Raw genomic sequence first — 25,268 nt, 5'->3', positions numbered from 1 at the left:
ATATTTAATGACCCTATATTCAGGGTTTGCGAAGTCGGTGAGTTATCGTCTTGGCGTCGCACATAGTTAACTTTTTTGTTATATTGGTGTGCTAAGGATTTTTTGAGGTGAATATGAGCAATAATTTGCAAACAATGGCGTTGTCCGTTCCTCACAGCGGTAGCATTGAAGGCTACATTCAGGCCGTAAGTTCAATCGACATGCTGTCTGCTGAAGAAGAGCGTGCACTGGCGCTGCGCTTGCGTGAAGACGAAGATATCGACGCGGCACGTAAGCTCGTTATGTCTCACTTACGTTTTGTTGTGCATATTGCCAAGTCATATTCCGGTTATGGCCTTCCTCAGGCTGACCTGATTCAAGAAGGTAACATCGGATTAATGAAGGCAGTTAAGCGGTTCGACCCTTCTGTAGGCGTTCGCTTGGTGTCCTTTGCGGTACACTGGATAAAAGCGGAAATCCACGAGTTCGTACTGAAGAACTGGCGCATTGTGAAAGTGGCTACCACAAAGGCACAGCGCAAATTGTTCTTCAATCTGCGTAAAGCCAAGAAGCGTTTGGGCTGGTTTACTCACGAAGAAGTGAAAACGGTAGCAGACGAGCTGGGTGTTAGCACCAAAGAAGTGCTCCAGATGGAAGCGCGCATGAGTTCGCAGGACCAGGCATTTGATTTGTCAGCCGATGACGATGAAAGCGGCAGTTTTGCACCGGTACAGTACCTGGAAGACAAGTCAGCTGACGTTGAAACCACGGTAATCAGTGACGATTGGGACGCTAACGCAACAAAACGTTTATACTCAGCGATCAAAACGTTGGATGAGCGTAGCCAACACATCATTGAAACCCGTTGGCTAGCTGACGACAAAACAACGCTACAGGACCTGGCTGACAAGTATCAGGTATCCGCAGAGCGCGTTCGTCAAATTGAAAAGAACGCGATGAAAAAGCTCCAGGCTGCCATGGCCGCCTAAGCTGTTTTCAAACAAGCATTAAAAAACGCCTCATTCGAGGCGTTTTTTTGTTTCTGAATCAGCGTGTCTACTTTTCTGTTGGGGGGAGCACCCAGTAGATACCGTGAAACTCGGCCACTGGTGTTGTATCGTCGAGTACTTCCACTTCCAACTCCAGCTTGCACTTTTTGCCTTTTTCCAGCAGGGTAAATTTGCCCTTCAATCGTTCCAGGTTACACACGGCACGAGGCTTCATGGTAATGGGCTTATGGTAATGGATATTGCCGTCTCCCAACACAATATCGCCGTTCAGTCCGCGCTCTTTTAACTGTAAGAATATCATTCCCCAGCCAGTCAGGGTGGCCAGCGAAAAAATACTGCCTGCAAACATAGTGCCGTGGATATTGATGTTTTTATTCAGAGAGGCGCGGGTTTCCAGGGTTTTACCGGTATACTGATGCAGTTTAATGCCCATGTGTTCGGTAATCGGGATGGTTTCTGACCAGGTGTTTTGCAATTCCTGACACCAATCAGGGTGCAATACCAGTAAAGAGAAATCGTCGAGCTTTTTGACCATTTGCTGACGCTTGAGTAAGCCGAGCTCGTTCGGGGCTTCACGTTCAATTTTAAACCCACAGGCCTTGAAGAAGTCGATGGATATCTCGCGACTGTTGGTGACTGCACGAATGGCGCCCAGCTCCCTGGCTACGGCCTCCAGTGCATTAAGAATAAGTTGGCCTAGACCTCGACGCTGATAATCACCGTGGACAGCGATGTGGCGTATTTGCGCCTCTTCCGCGGTGTTGAGGTGAACACGACCGCAAGCCACGATATCCCCATTGTTGTTGACAACTACGCGGTGCTCACTGACCTGCTCGTACTCGTCTTTTTCCGAACCAGGCGGAAAGTTCCAGGGTTGACGCAGATATTGCCATCGAAAATGATAATACGCGGCTAACTCTTCGTCGCTTTGTGGTGTTACGATTTTAAACACAAGTAAGTTGTCTCGTATTGCTCACAGGGTTACACATTAAATCCTATGCCTTCACTAACAGCAAGCGACATAAGACGAATAGAATGGATTTGGCTATACCTGAAAGTGAAAGGTGACAGGCCCATCGTTAACTAAATGGACCTTCATATCGGCGCCGAACTCGCCAGTTTGTACTGGTATCCCGGTTGCCTTCAGGGCTTCAATAAATTGGAGGTACAAGGCTTTACCAACCTCCGGTGACGCGCCGCGGGAGAAGCCCGGTCGGTTTCCTTTTTGAGTGTCAGCCACCAGGGTAAATTGCGAAACCACCAGAACAGAACCGCCAGCTTGCTGAATATTCAGATTCATTTTCCCTTGTTCATCACTGAACATACGGTACTGACTGACTTTCTTTACCAGTTTGTCGATTTGCGCCTGGCCGTCTTCTTTTTCGACGCCTAACAGCAACAACATGCCCTGTTCGATGCGGCCAATTGTGGTAGCGTCTACCGTGACACTGGCCTCCGATACGCGCTGAATTAATCCAATCATAACGTGTTTTGTGATAGTGTCCTGAAATGTTGAACTGCGTTTTTTAACGCCTGCTTTATGGCCGGCTCCGAGCTACTGTGCCCGGCACCGTCAATAAGATGTAACTGGCTCAGCGGCCAGCGCTCATGCAATGCGGTTGCATTTTCCGGCTTGCAGATTGTATCACATCGCCCATGGATAATGATGCCCGGCAAATGCGCAAGCGCCCCGGCGCGATTCAGAATGTCGTTTTCAGGAATAAAGCACTGCTGCGCAATGTAATGCCATTCCAGCACTGCCAGCGACATCACGGTAGGGTGGGCGGGTAGCGTTGTTGGGTAACCGGGGCCGGGATATACCCGTGCGATACTCTCTTCCCAGTTATACCATTTAATTGCGGCGAGCTGAGCCTGCTCCGACGTAAGGTCGGCAAACTGGCTGCGGTAATATTGCAGGATATCTTCTACCGACGTCGCTTCAGGGCAGCCCTCGATGTAAGTCGGGTACAAATCCGGGTAGACTTGAGCGGCGCCGCCCTGTGGGGTTAAGAACCAGTCAAAGTCCTGTTGGCGGGCAAGGAAGATACCTCTCAGAATCAAACCACTAATAGTGTCGGGTTCTTCCAGCGCGGCCAGTAAAGCGAGTGTACTGCCCCAACTGCCGCCAAACAGCAACCATTTGTTTATGCCCAGGTGTTCTCTTAACCGTCGAATGTCGGCTAACAAATGTTGGGTGGTATTGTTGGTGAGCGATAAATGCGGCGTCGAACGACCACACCCTCGCTGCTCAAAGCCGATAACATGGAAGGCATCCAAAGGGAAAAAGTCAGTGTAATCTGGTGACAATCCAGCGCCTGGACCGCCATGCAGCATGAGCACAGGAATGCCCTGTGGGTTGCCGGAACACTCGTAATACATATGGTGGTTGTCGCCAACGTCTAAATGGCCCTGATGATAGCGAACGGTGGTCACTGATATTTTCTCTTACAAATCAAAATTCGAAATCGTTGTAACTTAACCCTAATTGATTTAGTTTACAGTGTAAATTGTATTTGTTTTGAGGTAATTTCATGGCTGGTCAAGGTTCAGGCGGTAACGTTATCGCTGCAATTTGTAGCTTCTTTATTCCAGGTTTGGGTCAATTAGTTCAAGGCCGTATTATGGCGGCGTTGATGTTCTTTATTATCTGTGCGGTCAGCTATGCGCTGTCGGCCACCATCATTCTTATTTTTATGTGGGTGGTAGGTGCGATTTTCCACCTGTGGTCAATCATTGATGCGGCGAAGTTCAGAAGCCCAGCCTAACCGGAAAAGGTGATCCATGCGAAGCTTAATCCCCGTAGCAATGACCCTGGCTTTATCGGTTAGTCTTTCTGGCTGCCAGAGCGCTTATTATGCAGCCTGGGAGAAAGTCGGCGTAGAAAAGCGTGAAATCCTGGTTGACCGCGTAGAGGACGCCAGAGATTCACAGCAAGAAGCCGAAGAGCAATTCACGTCTGCACTGGAAGAGTTCTCTGCGTTACTGCAATTTGATGGCGGTGAACTTGAGGAAGCATACGAAGCATTAAGCGATAAGTACGAAGCCAGTAAAAAAGCGGCCGACGATGTAACTAATCGCATCGATAAAATTGAAAGCGTTGCAGAAGCGTTGTTTGATGAATGGGAAACCGAACTGGAACAGTATTCAAACGCGAGCCTGAAACGCACCAGTCAACAAAAGCTGTCAGAAACGCGCTTGAAGTACAACAAAATGGTACGGGCAATGCGTCGTGTTGAAAGCAGCATGCAACCTGTGCTGTCTACGCTGCAAGACAACGTTCTATTCTTAAAGCACAACCTGAATGCCAGTGCTATTGGTGCGCTTCAGGGTGAGTTAGGTACTATCGAAAAAGACGTGAAAAGCCTGCTTAAAGATATGCAAACGGCTATTTCTCAGTCGAATGCGTTTATTGCCGACATGGCAGGATAATTCGTTGCATGTATAACAAAAAGGTCAGCAAATGCTGACCTTTTTTGTATGCGTTGCGGTTTGGTGTTTACTTGGTCGGTAAATCCCGGGGTTCTTCCGTGGTGCCTTTTTCTGTTTCCGAGGCATCAGCCAGTGAACAGGTGAATTCTGCGCCAACCAATACCACTATCCATGACAAGTACACCCATAAAAACAGGATAGGCAGCGCAGCCAGCGCGCCGTATATAACCTGATATGATGGGAAGCTGGTGACATACAGCGCAAAGCCCTTTTTACTGAACTCGAACAGCATGGTGGCGAGAACAGCGCCGCCGAGTGCGTGTTTAGCGGGAACCCGCCGATTAGGCACCAGCATGTATAAAATGATAAACGCAGCGAGTGCCGTAAAACTGGGTACCAGCTCTAACATGAATGTGCCAAGTCCCGGCGTATACTCTTCAGCGAACTCAGCCAGACCTGTTAGGTAAGACGTCATTAACACACTGGCTCCCATGAGCAGCGGGCCCAGTGTAATCACCATCCAGTAAATCGCAAAGGTGTAAATAAGCGGACGGTCGCTTTGGGTACGCCAAATGCGGTTCAGGGTTTTGTCTACGTTGGAAATAAGCAGCAGGGCCACCACTAATAACGACAGAATACCCACCGCGCCCATTTGTGAGGCATTACCTACAAAGTCGCCGATGTACCGATGCACCACGTCACTGGCGGTAGGCACAAAGTTGCTGAAGATAAACTGTTCAAGCTTGCTACGGACTTTGTCGAACGCGGGGAAGGCAGACAAAATGGTAAAAAATACCATGATGAAGGGGACCAAAGATAACAGGGTAACGTAGGCTAAGTGGCCTGCCGAGATGGCGATGTTGTCGGTACGGCACCGGGTAACGAAAATGGTGCCAAAGTGCAGTAGTTTTGGTTGCCAGGTTTCCCTTAGCTGTTGCCAATCAGGCTTTTCCACAACAATTCCTTGCCTATGCTAAAAAAGCATAGTCTACCGCGTCCTTGCGGTTCATCAAATAATTTGTGATACGGGCGTTTAATTCCCGTTGGCACGTACACCCAGCATGTGGCAAATAGCGTAGCTCAATTCGCTGCGGTTCAGGGTGTAGAAGTGGAAGTGCTTCACGCCTTCTTTGGCCAGTACTTTTACCATATCCATGGCAATGTTGGCGCCTAACAGGTTACGAGTGGTCTGATCGTCATCGTCCAGCCCTTCGAACATTTTGTGCAGGTAACCGGGTACGTGTACGTTCGTGAAGCCTGCAAACTTCACCAGGGTCTGATAATTTGTGACCGGCAATATGCCCGGAACGATATCCAGGTCGATACCTGCCGCAGCGGCACGATCGCGGAATCTCAGGTATACGCTCGCGTCAAAGAAAAACTGTGTAATTGCTTCTGTCGCGCCGGCTTCCGCTTTGCGTTTCAGATTCAACAGGTCGAACTGAGCGTTTGGTGCTTCAGGGTGTTTTTCCGGATAGGCCGCAACAGAGATATCGAAATCTGCCACGTCTTTCAGCAGGGCAACCAGATCAGACGCATACATATCGGTTTTTTCAACGCCCTGTGGCAGGTCACCACGCAGGGCTACGATGCGGCGAATACCAGAATCCCAGTAATCTTTAGCAATCTGCTTCAGTTCGTCTTTGGTGGCGTCAACGCACGTTAAGTGCGGTGCCGCGGTTACACCCGTTTGTTGTTGAATGCGCTTTACAATGTCATGAGTACGATCACGCTCGCCACTGTTAGCACCGTAGGTCACCGACATGTAAGACGGGTTTAATGGCGCCAAACGCTCAACAGACTTCCACAGGGTCTTTTCCATCGACTCTGTTTTCGGCGGAAAGAATTCAAATGACACGTCTATGTCACGTAGTTCTGACAGCGATTGGTTTAGGGCATCGACCCCTTGTGCGTATGACACCATGATCTATTATTCTCAACTGGACGTTTAGACGTCTAAACTAAAGAATATATGTCTAGACGTCAAGCGGTTTACACTGCTCAATTGACCTTTTCTGTGGTTTGTTTAGAATTTCTCAACATAATAAATAATCATTAGCTGGAATTAATAATGGCAAAGTGGGACGGAAAGTACATTCACCCGTACGCAGAACACGGTAAAAAAAGTGAACAGGTTAAAAAGGTCACTGTTTCGATTCCCATCAATGTACTGAAAGTGCTGACGGATGAACGGACCCGACGCCAGATTAATAATCTGCGCCATGCAACTAACTCGGAGCTGTTGTGCGAGGCATTCCTGCATGCCTTTACCGGGCAGCCGTTACCGGATGATGAAGATCTACGCAAAGATAACCCCAACCGTATTCCTGGCGAAGCGCGGCGTATAATGCTGGAAATGGGCCTGGATCCCGATGCCGAGGAAGGTGAGGACAGCGAGGAAGAATAACGCGCTTAATCCATTTAGCGTGAACACAAACAAAAAACGCCTCATCTGAGGCGTTTTTAGTGTTGAGAGCTGCTAACTCGCTATTTGTATTCAGGTACCACGTCTAAACGCGCAACGCCTGAATCAATTGCTGCTTGTGCTACCGCTTTCGCTATGCGCGCGCACAAGCGCGGGTCCATGGGTTTTGGAATAATGTAATCTTTACCAAACGACAACGAATCCGATTTACTGGCCTTCAGTACAACCTCTGGTACGGGTTCTTTGGAGATAGCCCGTAACGCTTCAACGGCAGCCACTTTCATTTCATCGTTAATGGCCGTCGCCCGAACATCCAGTGCTCCGCGGAAAATAAACGGGAAGCACAACACGTTGTTAACCTGATTGGGATAATCAGAACGACCCGTTGCCATGATGATATCTGAGCGAGTAGCCAGTGCCACTTCAGGCTTGATCTCGGGATCCGGGTTTGAACAGGCAAATACAATGGGGTTAGGTGCCATCAGTGCAAGGGCTTCTGGTGGAAGCAGATCCGGGCCGGATACACCGACAAAAATGTCTGCGCCTTCCATCACATCCTCAAGGGTGCGCTTGTCGGTATTGTTCGCAAACAGCATCTTGTGTGGTGTTAAGTCGTCACGACGTGTGTGGATCACCCCTTTTCTGTCGAGCATATAAATGCGCTCGCGCTGGGCGCCACACTTAATTAACAGTTCCATACAGGCTACAGCCGCCGCGCCGGCACCCATACACACGATTTTGGCGTCTTCAATGGTCTTGCCTTGCACTTCGAGCGCATTCAGCATCCCGGCCGCGGTAACAATGGCTGTGCCGTGCTGGTCGTCGTGGAATACCGGGATTTTACAGCGCTTGATCAGCTCCTGTTCAATTTCAAAACACTCTGGTGCTTTGATATCTTCCAGGTTGATACCGCCAAACGTGTCGGCAATGTTGGCAACCGTATTGATGAATTCTTCCGTCGTGCGGTGTTTTACTTCAATGTCTATCGAGTCCAGTCCGGCGAAGCGTTTAAACAACAGCGCTTTACCTTCCATCACCGGTTTTGATGCAAGTGGACCTAAATTACCCAAACCAAGAATAGCGGTACCGTTACTGATAACGGCAACCATGTTGCCTTTACCGGTATAGGTATAAGCGGCGTTAGGATCTTCTGCGATTTCGCGACAAGGCTCTGCCACGCCTGGGCTGTAGGCCAGGGCGAGGTCATCAACACTGTCGGCGGGTTTAGACAGTTCTACGCGAATTTTGCCCGGCGTAGGGTAGGCATGATAATCGAGGGCACGTTGGCGAAAATCTGACATTCTGTAAATATCCTGTAATGCTAGTTTTAGCACCTTTATGAAGGTGACCGTCAGTCGCTAGTTTATTATTGTTATTGTTGGCAAACTTTAACACAGTGAAATCGCTATGGTATACAAACAATTTCGCTTACACACCGTTAAAATAACGTGTCCGATGAGTTACTGCCAAATACAGAATACTATACTCACTATTTTTTGTGTTTATCTATTTTGTAAATACTATTTATTTGATGTATCGATAGTGGCGGGTGAGCGGTATATTTACGGCGAGCAGATACAAAAAAAGCGCCGTAAAGGCGCTTTTTTCTGAAACTTACCGGACTTATTTTTTGCCCAGTGCACCGAAACGCTTCTTGAAGCGATCAACACGACCACCGGTGTCAACGTTACGTTGCTTACCAGTGTAGAAAGGGTGACAAGCTGAACATACGTCCAGGTTGATGTCTTTACCCAGAGTAGAACGTACTTTGATCTCGTTGCCACAAGAACAGTTCGCAGTAATTTCTTCGTATTTAGGGTGGATATCTTGTTTCATTGGGTTACCTCAAAAAAAGGCCGTATCGCTATCCAGCCCGAAGCTGAACACCATACGTTGCTAAATTCAGTACAAGCGATAATCGCTCGGTTTTTAAGAGCGGCGCATATTACTGGATGTCGATTAATCAATCAAGGTTTTTATCGTGTACTACCATTCACTTTGCATTGATATCCACGTAATTGCATCGGCAAGATCTTCGATTAGTGTTATCCTGCTCAATCGGTATATTTTCAACCTTAGCATATAAAGTCAGATCGTTACCCATGCCAGTTGTTGATGTCGCGGTGCCTGTGCCGCTCAAGCAATCGTTCAGTTATCTCCATGACACACCTGTTGCAACCGGTGTGCGGGTAAAAGTGCCGTTTGGAAACCGAACGCTGATTGGTGTAGTAATAGGTAACATTGAAACGCAAACCGAAGATACCGGTTTGACGTTAAAGTCAGTCATTGAGGTACTCGATGAAGTGCCGCTGTTTGATCCGACACTGATCACACTGGCTAACTGGCTGGCTAAATATTACCACCACCCCATTGGTGAAGTCTGGTCGACCCTGATGCCCGTGCGGTTGCGAAAAGGCATGCCGCTGACCGACAAACTGGACGCCTTTACCCTCACTGAAGCCGGACAAGACGCACTTGAACAGTCACTGGTACGCGGGAAAAAGCAGCAGTTGTGTCTGGCATCGTTAGCTGACGAGCCGGTAGAAGAGGGTGAAATTAAACAGCGATTTTCACCCGCTGTGATTAAAGCATTATCAGAAAAAGCCCTGATACAAACGGTACGAATTAAGCAGGAAATCCAGACAGACTGGGCGTCGTACACATTACAAGAGACGACACCTGTCGCCTCAACCGAACAGGCTGTTGCGATTGCGGGTGTGAATCAAAACGGCACTGAATTTCGGACCTTTTTGCTTGAGGGGGTTACCGGCAGCGGTAAAACGGAAGTGTATTTACAAGTCATCGCCCCAGTGTTGAAGGCCAATCGACAGGTATTGATTCTGGTGCCCGAGATAGGGTTAACGCCACAAACTGTCGGGCGCTTTGAGCGACGCTTCGGTATTAAGGTAGGCGTGTTGCACTCACAAATGTCCGACCTGGCGCGGCTGCAGGTATGGCAACAGTCCCGCAGAGGCGAATTGGGCATTGTTATCGGTACGCGCTCGGCGATTTTTACGCCCATGGTGCGTCCCGGCATGATCATCGTTGACGAAGAGCACGATGAGTCTTTTAAGCAGCAGGATGGGTTGCGGTATCACGCCAGAGATTTAGCGGTGAAACGCGCCCAGACTGAGAACGTTCCCTTATTGCTCGGCAGCGCAACACCATCTTTGGAAAGCCTCAATAATGCGCTGGCCAAACGTTACACTCACTTACAACTCAGTGAACGAGCGGGGGGCGCCAGTCATACTCAGTTAAAGGTGCTGGACTCACGTGACCAACCACTACAGGCGGGTATTGCTCCGGGTTTACTCAGTGTCATGCGTAGTCACCTGCAGCAAGGTAACCAGGTACTGGTGTTTTTGAATCGTCGGGGTTATGCGCCGGCGGTGTTATGCCATCACTGCGGGCAAACCGTAGATTGTAAAAGCTGTGAACGCCCGTTTACTTATCACAAGTCACAGGGGCGCCTGCAGTGTCATCACTGTGGCGCAAGCAAACGCATGCCAAACCAATGCAGTGCCTGTCACAGTACGTCTCTGCAAACGTCGGGATTAGGTACCGAACAGCTCGAACAGGGGCTGGGAGAGTTGTTTCCCGATATTAAACAAGTGCGCATAGACAGTGATGCCGTTAGAGGCAAAGACGCGTTGGTAACGCGTTTAGATGAAATCAATGCGCGAAAATACCAATTGTTAATTGGCACACAAATTCTTTCAAAGGGGCATCACTTTCCTCATGTTACGCTGGTGGTGGTGCTGGATTGCGATGGCGCGCTGTTTTCCGCCGACTTTCGAGCGCCGGAAAAATTTGCTCAGTTGATCACGCAGTTAGCTGGCCGCGCCGGGCGCGCCACCAAACCCGGTGAAATGTATATTCAAACCGATAATCCGGGTCACCCGCTGTTACAGGAGCTCATTCACAACGGGTTTGCGCACTTTGCCCGCCATGCCCTGCACGAGCGTAAAATGGCCAACTTGCCACCTTACAGTGCTCAGGCTGTGATCCGGGCCGAAGCGAATGCTGCGCAACAGGTGCATACGTTCTTGCAACAGGTGAAACAGGCCTTTAGCGATCACAGTCACCAGTTTGGTGGTTACATAGCCGGCCCGCTGCCGTGTTTAATAGAAAAGCGACAAGGGCGGTTTCGGTTTATGTTACTGCTTCAATGCTCGCAGCGCGCCGCTTTACACAACTGGATCGCCAGTACCCTTCGACAGGTACAGAGTTTACCGTTAGCGACACGGGTACGCTGGAGCCTGGATATTGACCCGGTAGACTTCAGTTAATCACGCGGAACGTCCACTTTACGCTCCGTATTTAAAGGCCTGCGACACAAATTGCGATTACGGGTAAATCTTGGGCAGCTTTTTTTGATCAAGCGCGCTACACTGGTCAGCTCATTGAGAATGTAGCTCATCAGAAATTTGGTTTTTAGCAGCAAATGCGAATCACAACAGTGTCGCATGATGGATAATTAAAAAAGCATTATGTCTCAACGCGATTATGTTTCTCGTGGCCGCGCACCACAGAAAAAACAAAAAAACAAAAAGGCGTCAGGCACAGCACGCAGTAATGCCCCCAAAGCACCGGTAAAAACGGTGTCTTGGATTGCGGTAGCTGTGGTCGTGGCTTTGCTGGTAGGGTTTGCCTACTTCCTGTGGTCTATTAAGGATAACGTGGAACCAGACGGTGCCCAACCCATGGCGAAAAAGCCGGTAGCGGTTGAAGATGAACTGCCTGGATTGCCACAGGAAGAGTGGGAATACATTAAGACGCTGCCTGGTTATGAAGTTGAAGTCGATGTCGCAGAGCAAGAGAAATCGGATAAGCGCTATTTAATGCAGTGTGCCTCATTTAAAACCCGGGCTCAGGCTGAAGAAATGCGCGCAAAAATTGCCTTTCAGGGGCTGGAAGCGCAGATACGCCGAAGTGACGGTGACAATGGCGAGTGGTTCCGGGTGATACTGGGGCCATATGATGCCAAACGCGACGCCGAGCGTGCTAAGCACGCACTGCGTAAAGTGAATATTACCACCTGCCAAATCTGGTACTGGAACTTCTGATCTCTTTTCGGGCCGTTGTGTGCAACGGCCCTTGAATTTCCTTCATCCCCCCCCATTTCCCTATTCATTGTTCATGCATTGTCTGTCTTTTGACGCTGACAGTGCCATAACCACCACAGTGGAGTGAATGTGACTACGATTGTATCTGTCCGTCGGGACAACCAGGTAGTAATGGCCGGAGATGGTCAGGTGTCGCTGGGCAACACCGTTATGAAAGGCAACGCCAGAAAAGTGCGTCGCCTGTATCAGAATAAAGTACTGGCCGGCTTTGCAGGCGGCACAGCCGATGCGTTTACCTTATTTGAACGCTTTGAGGCAAAATTAGAGATGCACCAGGGGCATTTAACCAAAGCCGCGGTTGAGCTGGCCAAAGACTGGCGTACTGATCGCATGTTGCGCAAACTGGAAGCATTACTTGCAGTTGCCGATGAGACCGCCTCGTTAATTATTACCGGCAACGGTGATGTGGTGCAGCCAGAGCAGGATCTCATTGCCATAGGCTCAGGCGGAAACTATGCCCAGGCCGCAGCAACAGCCTTATTAAACAACACTGAGTTAAGCGCCAAAGATATCGCTGAACAGAGTCTGACAATTGCCGCAGACATTTGTGTGTTTACCAACCACAACCAAACGGTTGAAGTACTGGATTATTAATTTTTTCGGCAGTCGTGTTCCAACCGATTGCCCGGCTGGCGAAGCCAGCTTACGTAAAAAGGGTTTGCTATGTCTGAAATGACTCCAAGAGAAATTGTTCACGAACTCGACAGACACATTATTGGTCAGCAAGGCGCTAAGCGTGCCGTGGCCATCGCGCTGCGAAATCGCTGGCGTCGCATGCAGCTGCCTCAGGAGCTGCGTCAGGAAGTGACACCAAAAAATATTCTGATGATTGGTCCAACCGGGGTAGGTAAAACTGAAATTGCCCGTCGTTTGGCTAAACTCGCGAATGCACCATTTATTAAAGTGGAAGCGACTAAGTTCACCGAAGTGGGCTATGTGGGTAAGGAAGTTGAGTCTATCATCCGCGATTTGGCTGATATCGCAGTGAAAATGACCAAAGAGCGCGAAATGGAAAAAGTGCGTTTCCGCGCAGAAGAAGCCGCCGAAGAGCGTATTCTGGATATCCTGATCCCGCCGCCGGAAAATGCCTGGGGCGAGAAAGAGCGCACCGAAGATCGCGGCACCCGTCAGTCTTTCCGCAAGAAGTTGCGTGAAGGAACACTGGACGACAAAGAGATTGAAATCGATGTGTCGCAACAGCAAATTGGCGTTGAAATCATGGCCCCTCCGGGCATGGAAGAAATGACCAATCAGCTGCAAGGCATGTTTGAAAATCTTTCTGCGGGTTCGCAGAAGAAAAAAAAGAAAATGCGTATTCGCGACGCCATGAAAGTGCTGGTGGAAGAAGAAGCCGCACGCCTGGTTAACAAAGAAGATCTTAAAGCCAAAGCGCTGGAAGCGGTTGAGCAACACGGCATTGTGTTTGTGGATGAGATCGACAAGATTTGTAAGCGCGAAGGCACCAGTTCAGCCGATGTCTCTCGTGAAGGTGTGCAACGCGACCTGTTGCCATTAGTGGAAGGTTCTACGGTATCGACTAAACACGGCATGATTAAAACCGACCATATTTTGTTTATTGCGTCGGGCGCATTCCAAATGAGCAAGCCGTCGGACTTGATTCCAGAGTTACAAGGCCGTTTACCGATCCGCGTTGAGCTATCTGCACTGAAAGTAGAAGACTTTAAGCGCATTCTTACTGAGCCAAATGCGTCTCTAACCGAGCAATATGTTGAGTTAATGAAAACCGAAGGCGTGACGGTAGAGTTCACCGATAGCGGTATTCAGCGTATTGCCGAGGCTGCCTGGCAGGTAAACGAAAAAACTGAAAATATTGGTGCACGCCGTTTGCATACGGTGCTGGAGCGTTTGATGGAAGACATTTCCTACGATGCCTCAGAAAAGCAAGGTGAGACCTACAGCATTGATGCCGAGTACGTTAATGCGCACCTGGATGCGCTGGTAGACAACGAAGACCTGAGCCGCTTTATCTTGTAAGGGCTCAAAAGAAATACCAAAGGCGACCCGGAGAGGTCGCCTTTTTTGTGCCTAATAACATGCGAGTAACTAGGGGCTGTTGACCTTTACTGTATCATTTTTGTTCTATATAGAAGCGTTTTAATCGCGAAACAGGCCTACAGGCATAGTCATTCTACGTCAAAGGCCTGTGACAAAGAGTAAAACGCTTCTATGACGAACCCGAAGGGCAGCGTTTGTGCGTCATTTATGCTGCGTTATCGCCCACTTATGTAGAACAACTACACTACGTGGACTCTGCATTGCCTAAATGATGCACAACTCGCTGCAAAAACATACAGCAAAGGTCAACAGCCCCTAAAAGTTGGGCGAAAATTCAGATCTAATGTGCAGTTTTCAGATTTATCAGGGCTGCTAGCGTGTAACACAAAAGGAGATGCCGAATTTTGTAGGAGATATCCCGTTGGTTAAACAGATGCTCAGCCAATTTTTCAACGCGCTACGCGTTGTATGTTTAGTAAAATGTAACCTTATGGGTTACACTTTGTCGTGATTAGAAGTTTTGTTCATAAAGGTTTGGCTCGGTTTTACAAAAATGGCTCGACCGGCGGAATTCAATATCAGCATAAGGCAAAGTTAAGGTTGATTCTATCGAATCTCGATCAGGCTCGTTGTCCAGATGATATGGATCTGCCTGGCTTGTATATGCATAAATTAAAGGGTAACCGGGCAGACGTATGGTCTGTTCGTGTAAGTGGAAACTGGCGCGTCACTTATCGTTTTATCGGGCATGATGTGGAAGTGGTTAACTATGAGGATTATCACTAATGGCACTATACAATCCTGCGCACCCAGGTGAGATATTAAGAGAGCTGGTTGTTGAAACACTTGGATTGACAGTAACCGATGTCGCTCAGCATTTAAATGTCAGCCGTAAAACTGTTTCAAAAGTACTGAATGCGAAAGGGGTGATAACACCTGAAATGGCGGTAAGATTAGAGCTGGTATTTGGTAAGCCGTCTGCCGACCATTGGCTTCGACTGCAAAGCGCTCATGACTTGTGGCTGGCGCGCATGCAAAAAGATTCTCTCAATGTTTCACCCTATAAATCGGTAACGGTATCCAGTTAGTTTTGTTGTTTCTCCAACGCTTCAATGTCGCTCCACAAGGCTTCAGCCTTCGCGGTAATTTCTGCGTATAAACGCATGTCGCCATTGCGCTGAGCGTGCATGCCTTGTTCCAACAGCTTGTTGTATTCTGCACGCATTTTTTTAGTTGGATCTTTTTTGAATAAGCCAAACATGGGAAGTCTCTTTAAGCCGGATAATGTATAGCTATACGTGCCGCTCGCGAATTGGATTAGTGTACTGGCTCAGGTTATTTGGCAGCACTGCCTACATGAGAAAGAATTGTCTCAACACAAGGAGAGCGTTCAGTTGCTTCCGGGTATAGCGCTTTGATAGTTCGGCTGTTAGTTAAGTAGGTATCGTATAAATGATGTGCGCGAGCTAGTTCATAGTCGTAATCGTGATATGCAATGGCGGGTATTTCCACATCCTGAATGGGCGGCAAATACCGTTTCGCACGTCGACTGTCGAGCATGTCTGTCAGTTTTTGCGTGTGGGAATCAATTCGCGATAACTCTTCGTCGCTCAGCACCGATTCCGGGTCAAAGACAAACTGACCTTCGTGATGTTGTTTAACAAATAACAGGTAGGTAAGTAGTGCAGTCGGGTCTTTTCTGGTCAGGCCGTATTTCACATAGCTCAGTGTATTGGCGACATGCTTTTTGACTTCGGGCACCACGGCGTTTTCCTTTTGATATGCAACCTGCGCCTGAGAAATTTCGTGGATAATTAAAAGTGAAAGCGGCTGTGAAGTCTGACCCAGAATAACCAGTTGTTTCGCTGCTCGTTCCCGGTCTTTCGAATCAATGTCAGGACGTTGCGCAAGCACAAGTAAGGCGTATTTGTCGTCATTTTTAGCATGGGCGATAAGATCGTCCTTGCTAAGCTCTATGTAAGGTTGAATGTAGTCCGCATTAGGGGCGTCGGGATTGGCTTTCACAACGACAAGGCTGATGTCACCCCGGGCTAAATCCCATTCACGCTTTTGCTCCTGAGCAAGCTGGAAGTCACTGTCCGCAAGTTCCGTATTGGCAATACACCAGTCGTCGTCAATGTTTTTGCCGCTATCGGCTCGGTTAGTGTCAGGCTGATACATCGTTGTTTCGGCTTGATCAGCATTCGTTACAATAGAGTCAGCAGTTACATCACTGGACGTACTTAGTGCGTCTGAGTTGCCTACGGTAGTGCTATCAGCGTTGACAGTTTCCAATTCCGTTTCAGTCGGCAAACTGGATTGTGGCTGGCCCGCCATAAAAAAATATGCGCAAACAGCAGCAATAACGATTGCTGTACCAACAATATAAAATGCTCTCACAACCTGTCCCTGTCATGGTTGAATGAAATGAATCACGCAACATCATAAAGGTTTACTTTGGTAAGGACCAGTCAGCACATATTGTTACTTTAGTGGTTAAAGCAATAAAGAATGGGCGATCACCGAGGTAATCGCCTCACTCTTTTTCCTCTCATGCTGCCGGCGCCTGTGCGTAGATAAACCGAAAGTATCTGGCCATCAGCGCGGCGCGATTGCGAATACACAGTTTGCGGTAAATGTTAGCGCAGTGGAACTTCACGGTTCGTTCGCTAATAAACAGCTGTGTAGCAATGGTTTTATTCGGCAACCCTTCAATAATTTTCCGGGCGACTTGCAGTTCGCGTTTCGACAGTGCTTCGAGTTGGTCGTTAGTGAATAACTCTTGATCAAGCATAGTGTTCTCCTTGGCTTGGTTTTGGGGGTAGATCAGCACGGAAGCTAACGGGTACCTCGGTCAGGCATCCATCCTGTAGGTGAAATCGTCGTTGGGCCATGGCAATAGTTTCCTGGCGATGAGCTATCACAATGCGGGTCATCGATAGCCGGGCAAGATTAGTATTGATGGCTTTTTCGCATTCAATGTCTAAGTGGCTGCTGGCCTCGTCCAATATCAATAAGGCCGGGTTTTGGTATAGCGCGCGGGCTAGGTATAGGCGTTGTCGCTGGCCGCCGCTGAGGTTACTGCCACCTTCGTGCAGTAAGCTGAAGTACTGCATGGGAAGCTGCATGATGGTGGTATGAAGACAGGCTAACTGACAGCATTGCACCAGCCGGTTCATATCGATATCGGCCTGAAAACCACAGATATTGTCGATAAGGGTGCCAGACAAACAGATGTCATCTTGCATCACGGCACTGATACGCTGCTGAGGATGTCGGTTGTCGAGGGGTAAATTGTCGATTAATAGCTGACCGCTAGTGGCCTCGTATAACCCCGTCAGGCATTTCACGAGCGTCGATTTTCCGTTTCCGCTGTGACCGGTGATAACCACCAGTTCACCGGGATGAATGGTAAGCGACAGCCCTTTTAAAACCGGATGCCCGCCAGTGTAAGCAAAGCTAAAGTCGCGCAGTTCGACCTTGTGGGCAGGCGCAAGCGAGTTATTCTGCGGTGATGCTGTACTTAGCGACTCCAGCTTAGCTGGGGTATGAACAATGTCTGCAAGGCGCTCTAAATGTACACGCAGTAGTCGCCACTGAATAAGTTGCGACACCAGCGTGTTAATCGCATTGTTAAAGCGGCCTTTGTAGCTAATGAAGGCGTAGAGCATCCCCACGCTGAGCGCTTGAACCAGCACAAGTTGGGCGGCGAAGTACACAACCAGCAGGTTTTCCAGACCAAACAGAAAGAGTTGCGCGGCGTTGAAGCCCATATCCCAGCGCTTGATGCGAATATCGCGATTCAGGCAATCGGTAAGTAAATGTTGCCAGCCTTGCAGACGAAACCCCTCCAGGCGCAACATGCGAACAGATTGAATACCGCGCACCGTCTCAATAAAGTGCGTGCTTTCCTTGCCATCACAGACTTGTTTTTCCTGTTGCAGGACCTGCAGAGGGCGGAATATCACCATCCTCAACAACGTAAATAACACAGAGAAGCCCAGCACTATCAGCATCAGCTTTACACTGTAAATGGCCATCAGCACTAACGTGCAAAGTACGATCAGTGAATCCAGTACCAGACTGACGATACCTTCGCTTATGAATCTTCTAATCTCGTGCAGAGCGCCGAAGCGCGTTACTAAATCGCCAATATGGCGGCTGGCAAAATAGCTAAAGGGCAGCTTCAGTAAATGGGTAAAGACATTCACCGACAATTGCTGGGCCAGATGGCTTGTCAGATGCAGACCCACGTTCTGGCGGATAAAGTTAGTCAGGGTTTCTACTGCCAGTAATAGCAGAAAGCCAACGAATAGGACGTTCAGCAACTGGGTGTCCTGATTTAAGATCACATCGTCAATGATCAACTGCATGTAATAGGGGCTGGCGAGGGCGAAACACTGTAGTAACAACGAGAGGCCAAACATCAGACACAATGAGCGTTTTAGCCCTGTAATATGGGCCCACAATCCGGCAAGTGACACTTTGCTGCGCACATCGGCTTTTTCAAAGGTGTTGGCAGGTTGTAATTCAAGGGCAATCCCGGTGAAGTGTTGGTTAAACTCGCCCCAACTGAGCTTACGCTCACCAATGGCGGGGTCATTAATGGTGATTTCGCGTTTTGAAACCCGACTAAGTACCACGAAGTGTTGCATGTCCCAATGCAATATGGCGGGCAGTTTGAGTTCGCCTAAATGTTCAGGTTCGAGTTTCACTGCCCGGCTGTTGAGCGACAGCATGGCCGCGTATTCGGTAAGTTGTTTTAAATTCGCGCCTTGCTCAGACACCAACCCCGCGCCACGTAAGCGATGCAAATCCACTTTCAGGCCATAAAAAGAGGCCACCATCGCCAGACACGCAATGCCACACTCACTGTGTTGAGCTTGCATGATGTGCGGCACCTTACGGCGCCAGGGCAACTGAAGTGTTGAAGAAACAGAGGTAACAGACGCGTTCATAGGACACCCCCATGCAGCGCATAGAGTGGTTCAAATAACCACTGCAGCAAATTGCGCTCGCGGATCTGAATTTCTGCCGCGAAGGTCATGCCGGCGCGAAGCGCGACCTCGTTGCTGGCAAACTGAATATGGTTGCTCGATAGTGTCGCCGTCGCCAGATAGACGGGCTGTTCAGCCTGAAAGGGGGTTTGTGCAATTTCCTGAGGCAACAATAAATGGGAAGACAACGTGGTGATCACCGCGTCATGGGTACCAAATTGGGTGTAAGGAAAAGCGTCGTACCGCACCTGTAGCGTTTGTCCGGGCTCAACAAAGCCAGCCGCAGATACCGGTATTAATAGCCTGGCTTCGACCGTTGCATGCTCGGGCATCAAAGACAGCAGAGGGATGGCAGACTGGGTGGATTGCCCTTTTTTAACTTGTAATTGCGAGACTCTGCCCTTAGCTGGCGCGACAACCAGAATATCCTGGCTACTCAAATGCTGGTTTAGGCGGCTTTGTTGTTCACTGAGTTGATTGTCTATTTCTAATAACGCAAGGGCTTGTTGCTGTCGGGTTGTCGAGCGTTCAAATCGCAGGGACTGTTGCTCTGCCGCATTCTTTAGCAACTCTCTGGAGAGTTGTTCATGCTGATAGTGCTCATTGAACCATTGGCTTTGCACTTCACTAAACTGATATTCACTGGCGTGATGTTGCGATACCAAGGCTTGCATCGCATCCCGCTGACGTGCTGCTAAAGCCAGTTTTTGGGATTGCAGTGTTTTCATTTTTTGCAGCTGGTGCTGGTCGTCTACCAAGGTTTGTAGCGAGGCAGTTAACTGTTTAAGACGCTGCTGGTAGTTTTGTTCAGTGATTGTACGTTGACTGTGTAATCGTTCGATTTGGTGTTTGATTTCCTGGGTTTGCAGCAAGCCTGCGTTAAGGTTATGGCTGAATACGGTGTCGCGCCGCAAACGAATAAGGGGAGTGCCGGCCTCAACGACTGTATTTTCTGCTACCAGAATCTCATCAATGATAGTACCCGGTTGCGGGCTGTATACATGCGTTACGCCTGCGGGCGGCTCCAGCCAGCCCGATACCGATTGGGTATAGGTGTAATTCCCAGACACCAACCAGCTCACAACAGCGGTCAACCACACAAACAAGGCAATGGTAATCACAACAAAAGACACTCGAGGCCGAAGTAATACCTGCCCATTTATTCGTTGTTGCTGCGCTTCCAGCACCTGGTGTCTAAAAAGTGTGTTTGCTTGCATTACGCGGTGGCTCCCTGCATTGAATGTTGTGTTAACGGTATGGCGAAACATTAACGACTGCCTGCAGGCCAGGGCCGGTGCGGAATGGGGAGGGGACGGCTATATAGCGACGTCCCAAAATTGATATTGATGTCCCAATTTTTCACATCAAATTAAAAGGTAAATATGCGTATTGCGATACATCAAAGTGCAGTAAATGAATACAGAATTCACTTGTACAAACCGTGAACGACTGGCTATTGTATGAAGATACCCAATAAAAAATGACAAGCAGTAACTTGCCAAGGAAGTTTTATGTTTATACCAAGTATCCTACTTCGCCAGCTTTACACTCACGGCAGCCTGACCCAAACCGAAGATGGTTTGCAGTTCATGCTTAAGAACCGATTAAAAGATGCGGTGTTAAATCGCGTTGATGGTATTTCCATCGACGGGAAAGCTATCCCGGCAGAATCCATCACTTTTCAGGTGGGACCTGAGCAAATTATGTCGTTCGACGAGCTCAATGAGTCGGGCGATGTTCCATTCGCGCTCAAACAGGCCATCACTGTGTTTTTAGATGTAAAGCTGCCGGTAAGCCCTGAAAAACATAAAATTGAACTGGCATTTAAAGCCTCACCATTTGGTAAGCTGAAATTTACCGTGGAAGACAATATCTCTGCACCGGATACGTCGAATCGCCACATTCCGCGAGATTCGCATGATGACTATGGCGAGGACATTATTGGTAAACGTCAGCGGTTTTTTGAAAATCACTGCGGCGGCAAAATTGATCATGTTGGTAAGTACTCTATCGACCCGCAAACGCTGAAAGGTAACATCGAACATTTCATTGGTGTTGCTCAGGTGCCTATCGGTGTGGCCGGGCCGGTGAAAATAGACGGTGAATATGCCAAGGGAGAGTTCCTGGTTCCGCTTGCCACAACCGAAGGGACGCTGGTGGCGTCATACAATCGCGGTATGAAGCTTCTCAATATGAGTGGTGGAATTAAATCGACGGTGGTGGATGATGCCATGCAGCGTGCGCCTGTTTTCGTATTCTCTGATGCACGTGGCGCACGGGATTTTGTGAAGTGGGTTAACGAGAATATCGGCAAAATCCGCGAAGAGGCCGAAGCCACCTCCTCGGTTGCTAAACTTACTTATATCGACAGCTTCCTGTCGAACAAATTCGCCTTCCTGCGTTTCAACTACCGAACTGGTGATGCGGCAGGGCAGAACATGGTTGGCAGAGCAACCTTTGCTGCGTGTGGCTGGATTTTGGATCATTATGAAGGTATCGAGAACTTCTATCTGGAGTCTAATTTCGCAACCGATAAAAAAGCCTCGCAAATAAACATCATGCGCACACGCGGCAAGCGGGTTATTGCCGAAGCAACAATTAAACGTGAGCACTTACTTTCAGTCATGCGTGTTGATCCTAAACAGATTGATTATCACGGTCGCGTGTCTGCAGTGGGGTCTTTCCTTTCCGGTGTAAACAACACCGGCTTGCACTCACCCAATGGCATTACTGCCATGTTTATTGCCACTGGCCAGGACGTCGCAAACGTGTCGGAGTCGTCGGCGGGGATCATGTACTCTGAATTAACCGACGACGGCGATCTGTATATATCGTTAACCATTCCGTCACTGATTGTAGCGACCTACGGCGGCGGAACTGGTATAGGTACACAGAAAGAATGCCTGGAGCTAATGGATTGTTACGGACGTGACAAAGTACAGAAGTTTGCCGAAATCGTAGGCGCAGTGGCATTGGCGGGTGAAATTTCACTGGCCTCAGCCATTTCCAGTTCCGACTGGGTGTCGTCTCACGAACAATACGGGCGTAACCGCTAAACATACTGCAAATGCACCAGCAAGCAGCGAAGTTCTCCCCGGTTATTTTAGTGACTCAAAAATAACCGGGCGACTCTACGGTGGGGGGGAAATAACGTCCCACGCGGTGAGCATTTCGCTGCGTTCTAAAACAGCTGGTCAGGCTGTAAAGTAATCTCAATATCTGTTCCAAGCGTAATGCGTGTAGTAGCGCAACATTGGAAATGTAAATGAAATTACTGTTCTGGTTAATTATTTCGCTGTCTTTGTCGGCACCATCTTTTGCCGACAAGGTCTACTACAAAGAGACGGAAACACTGCGATATTCAGTAGAATCTACATTAGCCGAAAATGTGGAAATACGTGTTTATCCTGCAAGTGTAGCGGTTACCGCTTCCGGAGACGGGCAGTCAGAGCCGTTCAGAAAGCTGTTTAACTATATTTCCGGCGCTAACAGGTCTAACGAAGACATTGCCATGACCTCGCCTACTGAGTCGCGTCAGAAGGAACAGAAAAGCACGAAAATCGCGATGACCGCGCCAGTTGAAATGGTACCCGGTGGCGAGATGATGTTTTTCCTCCCAAACCAATATGATATGACTAACGCGCCTTTGCCGACTGGCGATGGCGTGTCTCTGGTAGAGGTGCCAAAGCGCAAAGTGGCGGCTATCCGTTTTTCTGGATTAGCGTCACAGTCAAAAAGACAACGCTACGCTGAGGCACTGATACAGGTGGTTCGTGAAAACGGTATCAAGATAGTCGGCAATACCAGTTATCTGGGCTATGATTCTCCGTTCACGTTGCCGTGGAATAAACGTCACGAAATCATTATTCCCATTGAATAGCCCTCAGAATATGCCTAGGTAGTTAGCCGAAGGCAACATTCGCCCGGGGTGTCTGGACACTCGCTCATGCCAACGATATCGATAACTTCTACAAGGTACCTAATGTCGCGGTCTGTCGGTCATCTTTCATAGTCTTGCTGATCTGCATTAACTATCCTTTCCGTTCCCAAAACATATCCTGAAACATAATACGGTTGAAGATCAATTAATTGGTTGCTATAACCTAATACTATGTATTGCATAGTATTAGGTTATACAGGTTAATGTCGATGTCAGATACATCACAACAGCATGCCAAGTGGGATGCGCAGTTGCGCAAAGGAACGCTTGAGCTAGCTGTACTCGCCGCGCTGGAAGGTCAGCAAAAGTATGGGTTGGAGTTGCTGAATTACTTCCAACAGTTTGACACGTTACAAATTACAGAGGGTACCTTGTATCCGTTACTGGACAGACTAAAGCGAGAAGGCATTCTCACAGCCTGTTGGTTACAGGAAGGGGAACAGCGCCCGCGGAAATATTACTCGCTGACCGACGCTGGTAAGCAAAAACTCGAATTTTTGAAACAGCGCTGGGTTAAAACGGTTGCTGATCTCAGTAGCCTTCTGACTAAATAAAAAAAGGAACAGGTATATGTCTGAGCGTAACGTCATCAGAACGTATTTAACGTCGCTAAACCGGTATTTAGCGCCGCTGAGCGATGAGGAAGCCGGTGAAGTCGTTAGAGAAATTGAATCTCATATTTTTGATGTCATCGATAGCCAGGAAATGGCTGGGCAGGAAGCCGATGTTACCCGGATCCTGGCGCGGTTAGGGCCGCCAAGAGAATTGGCTGCACAGTATGTCAGTCATGTGCGAAGCGGCACTCCACCGCCAGAAGGGCTAAGTGCAATTGCAACTGTGCGCAAAGGGCTATCCCGCACTTTTTATTACAGTCTGGCGGTGTTTGGTTTTGGCTTCGGCCTGGCGTTGTTTGCGTTGGCCTTTGTGAATTTGTTGGTCCCTAATGGTGTGGCTATCTGGTCGTCTGCTGATGGCAATACGGTGGTTATTGGGTTGATGCAACATCCGATAAATTCAGAACAGCCCGATACGTTACGGGGCTTTTGGATAACGCCTGTGGCGCTGATAGTGGGCTATATCATTATGCTTACAACGCACAAAGTACTGGGCTTTATTCGCCAAACCAAAGCTGAGCCACATTATGTTTAAATCGGTCGTTCGCGCCGTTGGCCACTTCTTACTCGTGTCAGTTGTGCTGCTTGTTATTGGCTTGGGTATTGTTGTCTCAGAACACGGTTCTGTTAATTTAGGTGATGCGCCACAGGCTTATAAAATGGGAGGAGAAGGTCCGTTTGTGTTCTTCGAGAACAACCAAATGGCAGTGAAATATATTCGCGGCTCTCGCGACGAAGGCTTTACCGTTGAATCTGATTATTACCCGTTAGGTAACGCAGTAACGGCCGACGTGTATTTTGCTCGGGATGACTCGACCTTTTCCTTTTTACTGAACCAACCAGGTCAAATTCAGCCGGCTATTTATAACGACAATGAACCTATTCTGGCTATCTCCGACCTGGAAGGTAACTTCCATACGTTTCGGGAATTTCTTCTGGCCCACGGAGTAGTAAACCAACACTACGACTGGCAATTTGGTCAGGGGCATTTGGTGCTGTTGGGCGACATTGTAGATCGCGGGCAAGCCGTTACACAGTTGTTGTGGTTTATCTACAAGCTGGAACAACAAGCGTTGTTAGCGGGTGGTCGCGTGCACTATATTCTGGGCAACCACGAAATTAAAAACCTGCAGGGCAACATGCAGTCAGCTGCAGAAAAGTACACGCCCATCGCGGGATTTCTGGGTAAGTCATCCGCAGAGCTATTTACTGAAGATACATTCTGGGGACGGTGGCTAGCGGCAAAAAATACGGTCGAAATGATCAATGGTCATTTGTTTGTTCACGGCGGTTTGCACCCTGATGTAGTGAAACATCAGTGGAGCATAAACGCCATGAATCAGCGAGTTCGCGACTACTACCGGCAAATGTATTATCCCGGATTGACTGATGAAAAAACGGAAAGCCTGCTGTCTACTGAAACGGGACCTGCCTGGTTCAGAGGATACTTACGCGAGGAAGTTACCGATGATGAATTTGAAACTGTCCTGGCTTTCTATAATGCCAGGTCGATGATTGTTGGGCATACCATACAATTTAGCGTAAACAGTCTGTTCGATAATCGCCTATTCGCCATCGATGTGAAGCACCCGAATGATTACAGAAGTAGCTTCCCTAACAAGTCGTCAGAAGGATTACTGATTCAGGATGGTCAATTTTACCGCCTGACGGATGATGGAGAAAAACACCTGTTTTAAGTGAAAGCAGAGCCTCGGAAGCGGAGTTGCTTCAG

Annotated in this window: 27 protein-coding genes; 15 read left to right on the top strand and 12 right to left on the bottom strand. The window is 48.6% G+C overall.

The window, feature by feature from the left end:
• Positions 1-113: 113 nt before the first annotated feature.
• The gene (rpoH, locus tag BUB81_RS07865; RefSeq protein ID WP_073320807.1) at positions 114-968 is read left to right on the top strand and encodes an RNA polymerase sigma factor RpoH; all 855 of its coding nucleotides are present in this window, start codon (positions 114-116) and stop codon (positions 966-968) included.
• Between the two features lie 67 nt (positions 969-1,035).
• Here the strand turns inward: rpoH and BUB81_RS07860 are convergent, their stop codons facing one another.
• From BUB81_RS07860 to pip, 3 genes are all read right to left on the bottom strand, one after another.
• The gene (locus BUB81_RS07860; RefSeq protein ID WP_073320804.1) at positions 1,036-1,941 is read right to left on the bottom strand and encodes a bifunctional GNAT family N-acetyltransferase/hotdog fold thioesterase; all 906 of its coding nucleotides are present in this window, start codon (positions 1,939-1,941) and stop codon (positions 1,036-1,038) included.
• A 93-nt stretch (positions 1,942-2,034) separates the two neighbouring features.
• A complete protein-coding gene (gene dtd / locus BUB81_RS07855; RefSeq protein ID WP_073320800.1) occupies positions 2,035-2,472 on the bottom strand; it encodes a D-aminoacyl-tRNA deacylase in 438 nt (145 codons plus the stop codon).
• Positions 2,469-3,422, bottom strand: a complete 954-nt coding sequence (gene pip, locus BUB81_RS07850) for a prolyl aminopeptidase (protein ID WP_245819135.1) — start codon at positions 3,420-3,422, stop codon at positions 2,469-2,471. Before pip ends, dtd begins: the two co-directional genes overlap by 4 nt.
• A 98-nt stretch (positions 3,423-3,520) precedes the next feature.
• On the opposite strand from pip, the gene BUB81_RS07845 reads away from it, so the two are divergent.
• Positions 3,521-3,754, top strand: coding sequence for a hypothetical protein (locus BUB81_RS07845; RefSeq protein WP_073320793.1), 234 nt, complete (start codon positions 3,521-3,523; stop codon positions 3,752-3,754).
• Between the two features lie 16 nt (positions 3,755-3,770).
• Positions 3,771-4,418: a DUF2959 domain-containing protein gene (locus BUB81_RS07840; protein ID WP_073320790.1), complete on the top strand. Its 648-nt coding sequence runs from the start codon at positions 3,771-3,773 to the stop codon at positions 4,416-4,418.
• 67 nt (positions 4,419-4,485) lie between these two features.
• On the opposite strand, the gene BUB81_RS07835 is transcribed toward BUB81_RS07840, so the two are convergent.
• Together BUB81_RS07835 and metF are read right to left on the bottom strand one after the other, a co-directional pair.
• Positions 4,486-5,373: a virulence factor BrkB family protein gene (locus BUB81_RS07835; protein WP_073320787.1), complete on the bottom strand. Its 888-nt coding sequence runs from the start codon at positions 5,371-5,373 to the stop codon at positions 4,486-4,488.
• Between the two features lie 78 nt (positions 5,374-5,451).
• The gene (gene metF, locus BUB81_RS07830) at positions 5,452-6,342 is read right to left on the bottom strand and encodes a methylenetetrahydrofolate reductase (protein ID WP_073320783.1); all 891 of its coding nucleotides are present in this window, start codon (positions 6,340-6,342) and stop codon (positions 5,452-5,454) included.
• A 147-nt stretch (positions 6,343-6,489) separates the two neighbouring features.
• On the opposite strand from metF, the gene metJ reads away from it, so the two are divergent.
• Positions 6,490-6,825: a met regulon transcriptional regulator MetJ gene (gene metJ / locus BUB81_RS07825; RefSeq protein WP_073320780.1), complete on the top strand. Its 336-nt coding sequence runs from the start codon at positions 6,490-6,492 to the stop codon at positions 6,823-6,825.
• A gap of 80 nt (positions 6,826-6,905) precedes the next feature.
• Here metJ and BUB81_RS07820 read toward each other — a convergent pair whose 3' ends face one another.
• Both BUB81_RS07820 and rpmE read right to left on the bottom strand, forming a co-directional pair.
• Positions 6,906-8,144, bottom strand: coding sequence for a malic enzyme-like NAD(P)-binding protein (locus tag BUB81_RS07820; protein ID WP_073320777.1), 1,239 nt, complete (start codon positions 8,142-8,144; stop codon positions 6,906-6,908).
• A 322-nt stretch (positions 8,145-8,466) separates the two neighbouring features.
• Entirely contained in the window at positions 8,467-8,679 is a 213-nt protein-coding gene (gene rpmE / locus BUB81_RS07815; protein ID WP_073320774.1) for a 50S ribosomal protein L31, read from the bottom strand.
• 266 nt (positions 8,680-8,945) lie between these two features.
• On the opposite strand from rpmE, the gene priA reads away from it, so the two are divergent.
• From priA to BUB81_RS07785, 6 genes are all read left to right on the top strand, one after another.
• Positions 8,946-11,132 carry a primosomal protein N' gene (gene priA / locus BUB81_RS07810; RefSeq protein ID WP_073320771.1) on the top strand — a complete coding sequence of 729 codons (2,187 nt, stop codon included), beginning with the start codon at positions 8,946-8,948 and terminating at the stop codon, positions 11,130-11,132.
• Positions 11,133-11,333: 201 nt separating this feature from the next.
• Positions 11,334-11,909 (top strand): SPOR domain-containing protein, encoded by a 576-nt coding sequence (locus tag BUB81_RS07805; RefSeq protein ID WP_073320769.1) that lies wholly within the window; start codon positions 11,334-11,336, stop codon positions 11,907-11,909.
• A gap of 129 nt (positions 11,910-12,038) precedes the next feature.
• Positions 12,039-12,563, top strand: a complete 525-nt coding sequence (gene hslV, locus BUB81_RS07800; protein WP_073320766.1) for an ATP-dependent protease subunit HslV — start codon at positions 12,039-12,041, stop codon at positions 12,561-12,563.
• 69 nt (positions 12,564-12,632) lie between these two features.
• Positions 12,633-13,964 carry an ATP-dependent protease ATPase subunit HslU gene (gene hslU, locus BUB81_RS07795; protein ID WP_073320763.1) on the top strand — a complete coding sequence of 444 codons (1,332 nt, stop codon included), beginning with the start codon at positions 12,633-12,635 and terminating at the stop codon, positions 13,962-13,964.
• 528 nt (positions 13,965-14,492) lie between these two features.
• Positions 14,493-14,771, top strand: a complete 279-nt coding sequence (locus BUB81_RS07790) for a type II toxin-antitoxin system RelE/ParE family toxin (protein ID WP_073320760.1) — start codon at positions 14,493-14,495, stop codon at positions 14,769-14,771.
• Entirely contained in the window at positions 14,771-15,073 is a 303-nt protein-coding gene (locus BUB81_RS07785) for a HigA family addiction module antitoxin (protein WP_073320757.1), read from the top strand. Before BUB81_RS07790 ends, BUB81_RS07785 begins: the two co-directional genes overlap by 1 nt.
• On the opposite strand, the gene BUB81_RS21925 is transcribed toward BUB81_RS07785, so the two are convergent.
• The 5 genes from BUB81_RS21925 to BUB81_RS07765 all read right to left on the bottom strand — a co-directional run bounded on the left by BUB81_RS21925 (position 15,070) and on the right by BUB81_RS07765 (position 20,199).
• On the bottom strand, positions 15,070-15,246 hold the full coding sequence (locus BUB81_RS21925) for a DUF6435 family protein (protein ID WP_139241528.1): 177 nt from the start codon (positions 15,244-15,246) through the stop codon (positions 15,070-15,072). The genes BUB81_RS07785 and BUB81_RS21925 overlap by 4 nt on opposite strands.
• A 74-nt stretch (positions 15,247-15,320) precedes the next feature.
• Positions 15,321-16,385: a hypothetical protein gene (locus tag BUB81_RS07780; RefSeq protein WP_073320754.1), complete on the bottom strand. Its 1,065-nt coding sequence runs from the start codon at positions 16,383-16,385 to the stop codon at positions 15,321-15,323.
• 151 nt (positions 16,386-16,536) lie between these two features.
• Positions 16,537-16,779 carry a helix-turn-helix domain-containing protein gene (locus BUB81_RS07775; RefSeq protein ID WP_073320751.1) on the bottom strand — a complete coding sequence of 81 codons (243 nt, stop codon included), beginning with the start codon at positions 16,777-16,779 and terminating at the stop codon, positions 16,537-16,539.
• The gene (locus BUB81_RS07770) at positions 16,772-18,943 is read right to left on the bottom strand and encodes a peptidase domain-containing ABC transporter (RefSeq protein ID WP_073320748.1); all 2,172 of its coding nucleotides are present in this window, start codon (positions 18,941-18,943) and stop codon (positions 16,772-16,774) included. The genes BUB81_RS07775 and BUB81_RS07770 overlap by 8 nt, the downstream gene beginning before the upstream one ends.
• Entirely contained in the window at positions 18,940-20,199 is a 1,260-nt protein-coding gene (locus BUB81_RS07765; RefSeq protein ID WP_175555782.1) for an HlyD family secretion protein, read from the bottom strand. The genes BUB81_RS07770 and BUB81_RS07765 overlap by 4 nt, the downstream gene beginning before the upstream one ends.
• 294 nt (positions 20,200-20,493) lie before the next feature.
• Here BUB81_RS07765 and BUB81_RS07760 point away from each other — a divergent pair, with 294 nt between their 5' ends.
• The 5 genes from BUB81_RS07760 (at position 20,494) to BUB81_RS07740 (ending at position 25,233) form a co-directional block, all read left to right on the top strand.
• Positions 20,494-22,038 (top strand): hydroxymethylglutaryl-CoA reductase, encoded by a 1,545-nt coding sequence (locus BUB81_RS07760; protein ID WP_073320743.1) that lies wholly within the window; start codon positions 20,494-20,496, stop codon positions 22,036-22,038.
• 209 nt (positions 22,039-22,247) lie between these two features.
• Entirely contained in the window at positions 22,248-22,862 is a 615-nt protein-coding gene (locus BUB81_RS07755; protein WP_073320740.1) for an SOUL family heme-binding protein, read from the top strand.
• Positions 22,863-23,131: 269 nt separating this feature from the next.
• Positions 23,132-23,476 carry a PadR family transcriptional regulator gene (locus BUB81_RS07750; protein ID WP_084526323.1) on the top strand — a complete coding sequence of 115 codons (345 nt, stop codon included), beginning with the start codon at positions 23,132-23,134 and terminating at the stop codon, positions 23,474-23,476.
• A gap of 16 nt (positions 23,477-23,492) precedes the next feature.
• Positions 23,493-24,071, top strand: a complete 579-nt coding sequence (locus BUB81_RS07745; protein ID WP_073320734.1) for an HAAS signaling domain-containing protein — start codon at positions 23,493-23,495, stop codon at positions 24,069-24,071.
• Positions 24,064-25,233: a metallophosphoesterase gene (locus tag BUB81_RS07740; RefSeq protein ID WP_073320731.1), complete on the top strand. Its 1,170-nt coding sequence runs from the start codon at positions 24,064-24,066 to the stop codon at positions 25,231-25,233. The genes BUB81_RS07745 and BUB81_RS07740 overlap by 8 nt, the downstream gene beginning before the upstream one ends.
• Positions 25,234-25,268: the final 35 nt, after the last annotated feature.

This window comes from Marisediminitalea aggregata, from assembly GCF_900129565.1.
GTDB lineage: Bacteria > Pseudomonadota > Gammaproteobacteria > Enterobacterales > Alteromonadaceae > Alteromonas > Alteromonas aggregata.
Note: the sequence above shows the minus strand (reverse complement) of the source record. Positions and strands in the feature narration are given on the sequence as shown.

What these genes read in the sequence shown, in the direction of transcription:
- rpoH (WP_073320807.1), top strand. Translation starts at nt 114, where the DNA reads ATGAGCAATAATTTGCAAACAATGGCGTTGTCCGTTCCTCACAGCGGT.
- dtd (WP_073320800.1), bottom strand. Translation starts at nt 2,472, where the DNA reads ATGATTGGATTAATTCAGCGCGTATCGGAGGCCAGTGTCACGGTAGAC.
- BUB81_RS07845 (WP_073320793.1), top strand. Translation starts at nt 3,521, where the DNA reads ATGGCTGGTCAAGGTTCAGGCGGTAACGTTATCGCTGCAATTTGTAGC.
- BUB81_RS07840 (WP_073320790.1), top strand. Translation starts at nt 3,771, where the DNA reads ATGCGAAGCTTAATCCCCGTAGCAATGACCCTGGCTTTATCGGTTAGT.
- metF (WP_073320783.1), bottom strand. Translation starts at nt 6,342, where the DNA reads ATGGTGTCATACGCACAAGGGGTCGATGCCCTAAACCAATCGCTGTCA.
- metJ (WP_073320780.1), top strand. Translation starts at nt 6,490, where the DNA reads ATGGCAAAGTGGGACGGAAAGTACATTCACCCGTACGCAGAACACGGT.
- BUB81_RS07820 (WP_073320777.1), bottom strand. Translation starts at nt 8,144, where the DNA reads ATGTCAGATTTTCGCCAACGTGCCCTCGATTATCATGCCTACCCTACG.
- rpmE (WP_073320774.1), bottom strand. Translation starts at nt 8,679, where the DNA reads ATGAAACAAGATATCCACCCTAAATACGAAGAAATTACTGCGAACTGT.
- priA (WP_073320771.1), top strand. Translation starts at nt 8,946, where the DNA reads ATGCCAGTTGTTGATGTCGCGGTGCCTGTGCCGCTCAAGCAATCGTTC.
- BUB81_RS07805 (WP_073320769.1), top strand. Translation starts at nt 11,334, where the DNA reads ATGTCTCAACGCGATTATGTTTCTCGTGGCCGCGCACCACAGAAAAAA.
- hslU (WP_073320763.1), top strand. Translation starts at nt 12,633, where the DNA reads ATGTCTGAAATGACTCCAAGAGAAATTGTTCACGAACTCGACAGACAC.
- BUB81_RS07785 (WP_073320757.1), top strand. Translation starts at nt 14,771, where the DNA reads ATGGCACTATACAATCCTGCGCACCCAGGTGAGATATTAAGAGAGCTG.
- BUB81_RS21925 (WP_139241528.1), bottom strand. Translation starts at nt 15,246, where the DNA reads ATGTTTGGCTTATTCAAAAAAGATCCAACTAAAAAAATGCGTGCAGAA.
- BUB81_RS07775 (WP_073320751.1), bottom strand. Translation starts at nt 16,779, where the DNA reads ATGCTTGATCAAGAGTTATTCACTAACGACCAACTCGAAGCACTGTCG.
- BUB81_RS07770 (WP_073320748.1), bottom strand. Translation starts at nt 18,943, where the DNA reads ATGAACGCGTCTGTTACCTCTGTTTCTTCAACACTTCAGTTGCCCTGG.
- BUB81_RS07765 (WP_175555782.1), bottom strand. Translation starts at nt 20,199, where the DNA reads ATGCAAGCAAACACACTTTTTAGACACCAGGTGCTGGAAGCGCAGCAA.
- BUB81_RS07760 (WP_073320743.1), top strand. Translation starts at nt 20,494, where the DNA reads ATGTTTATACCAAGTATCCTACTTCGCCAGCTTTACACTCACGGCAGC.
- BUB81_RS07755 (WP_073320740.1), top strand. Translation starts at nt 22,248, where the DNA reads ATGAAATTACTGTTCTGGTTAATTATTTCGCTGTCTTTGTCGGCACCA.
- BUB81_RS07750 (WP_084526323.1), top strand. Translation starts at nt 23,132, where the DNA reads ATGTCAGATACATCACAACAGCATGCCAAGTGGGATGCGCAGTTGCGC.
- BUB81_RS07745 (WP_073320734.1), top strand. Translation starts at nt 23,493, where the DNA reads ATGTCTGAGCGTAACGTCATCAGAACGTATTTAACGTCGCTAAACCGG.
- BUB81_RS07740 (WP_073320731.1), top strand. Translation starts at nt 24,064, where the DNA reads ATGTTTAAATCGGTCGTTCGCGCCGTTGGCCACTTCTTACTCGTGTCA.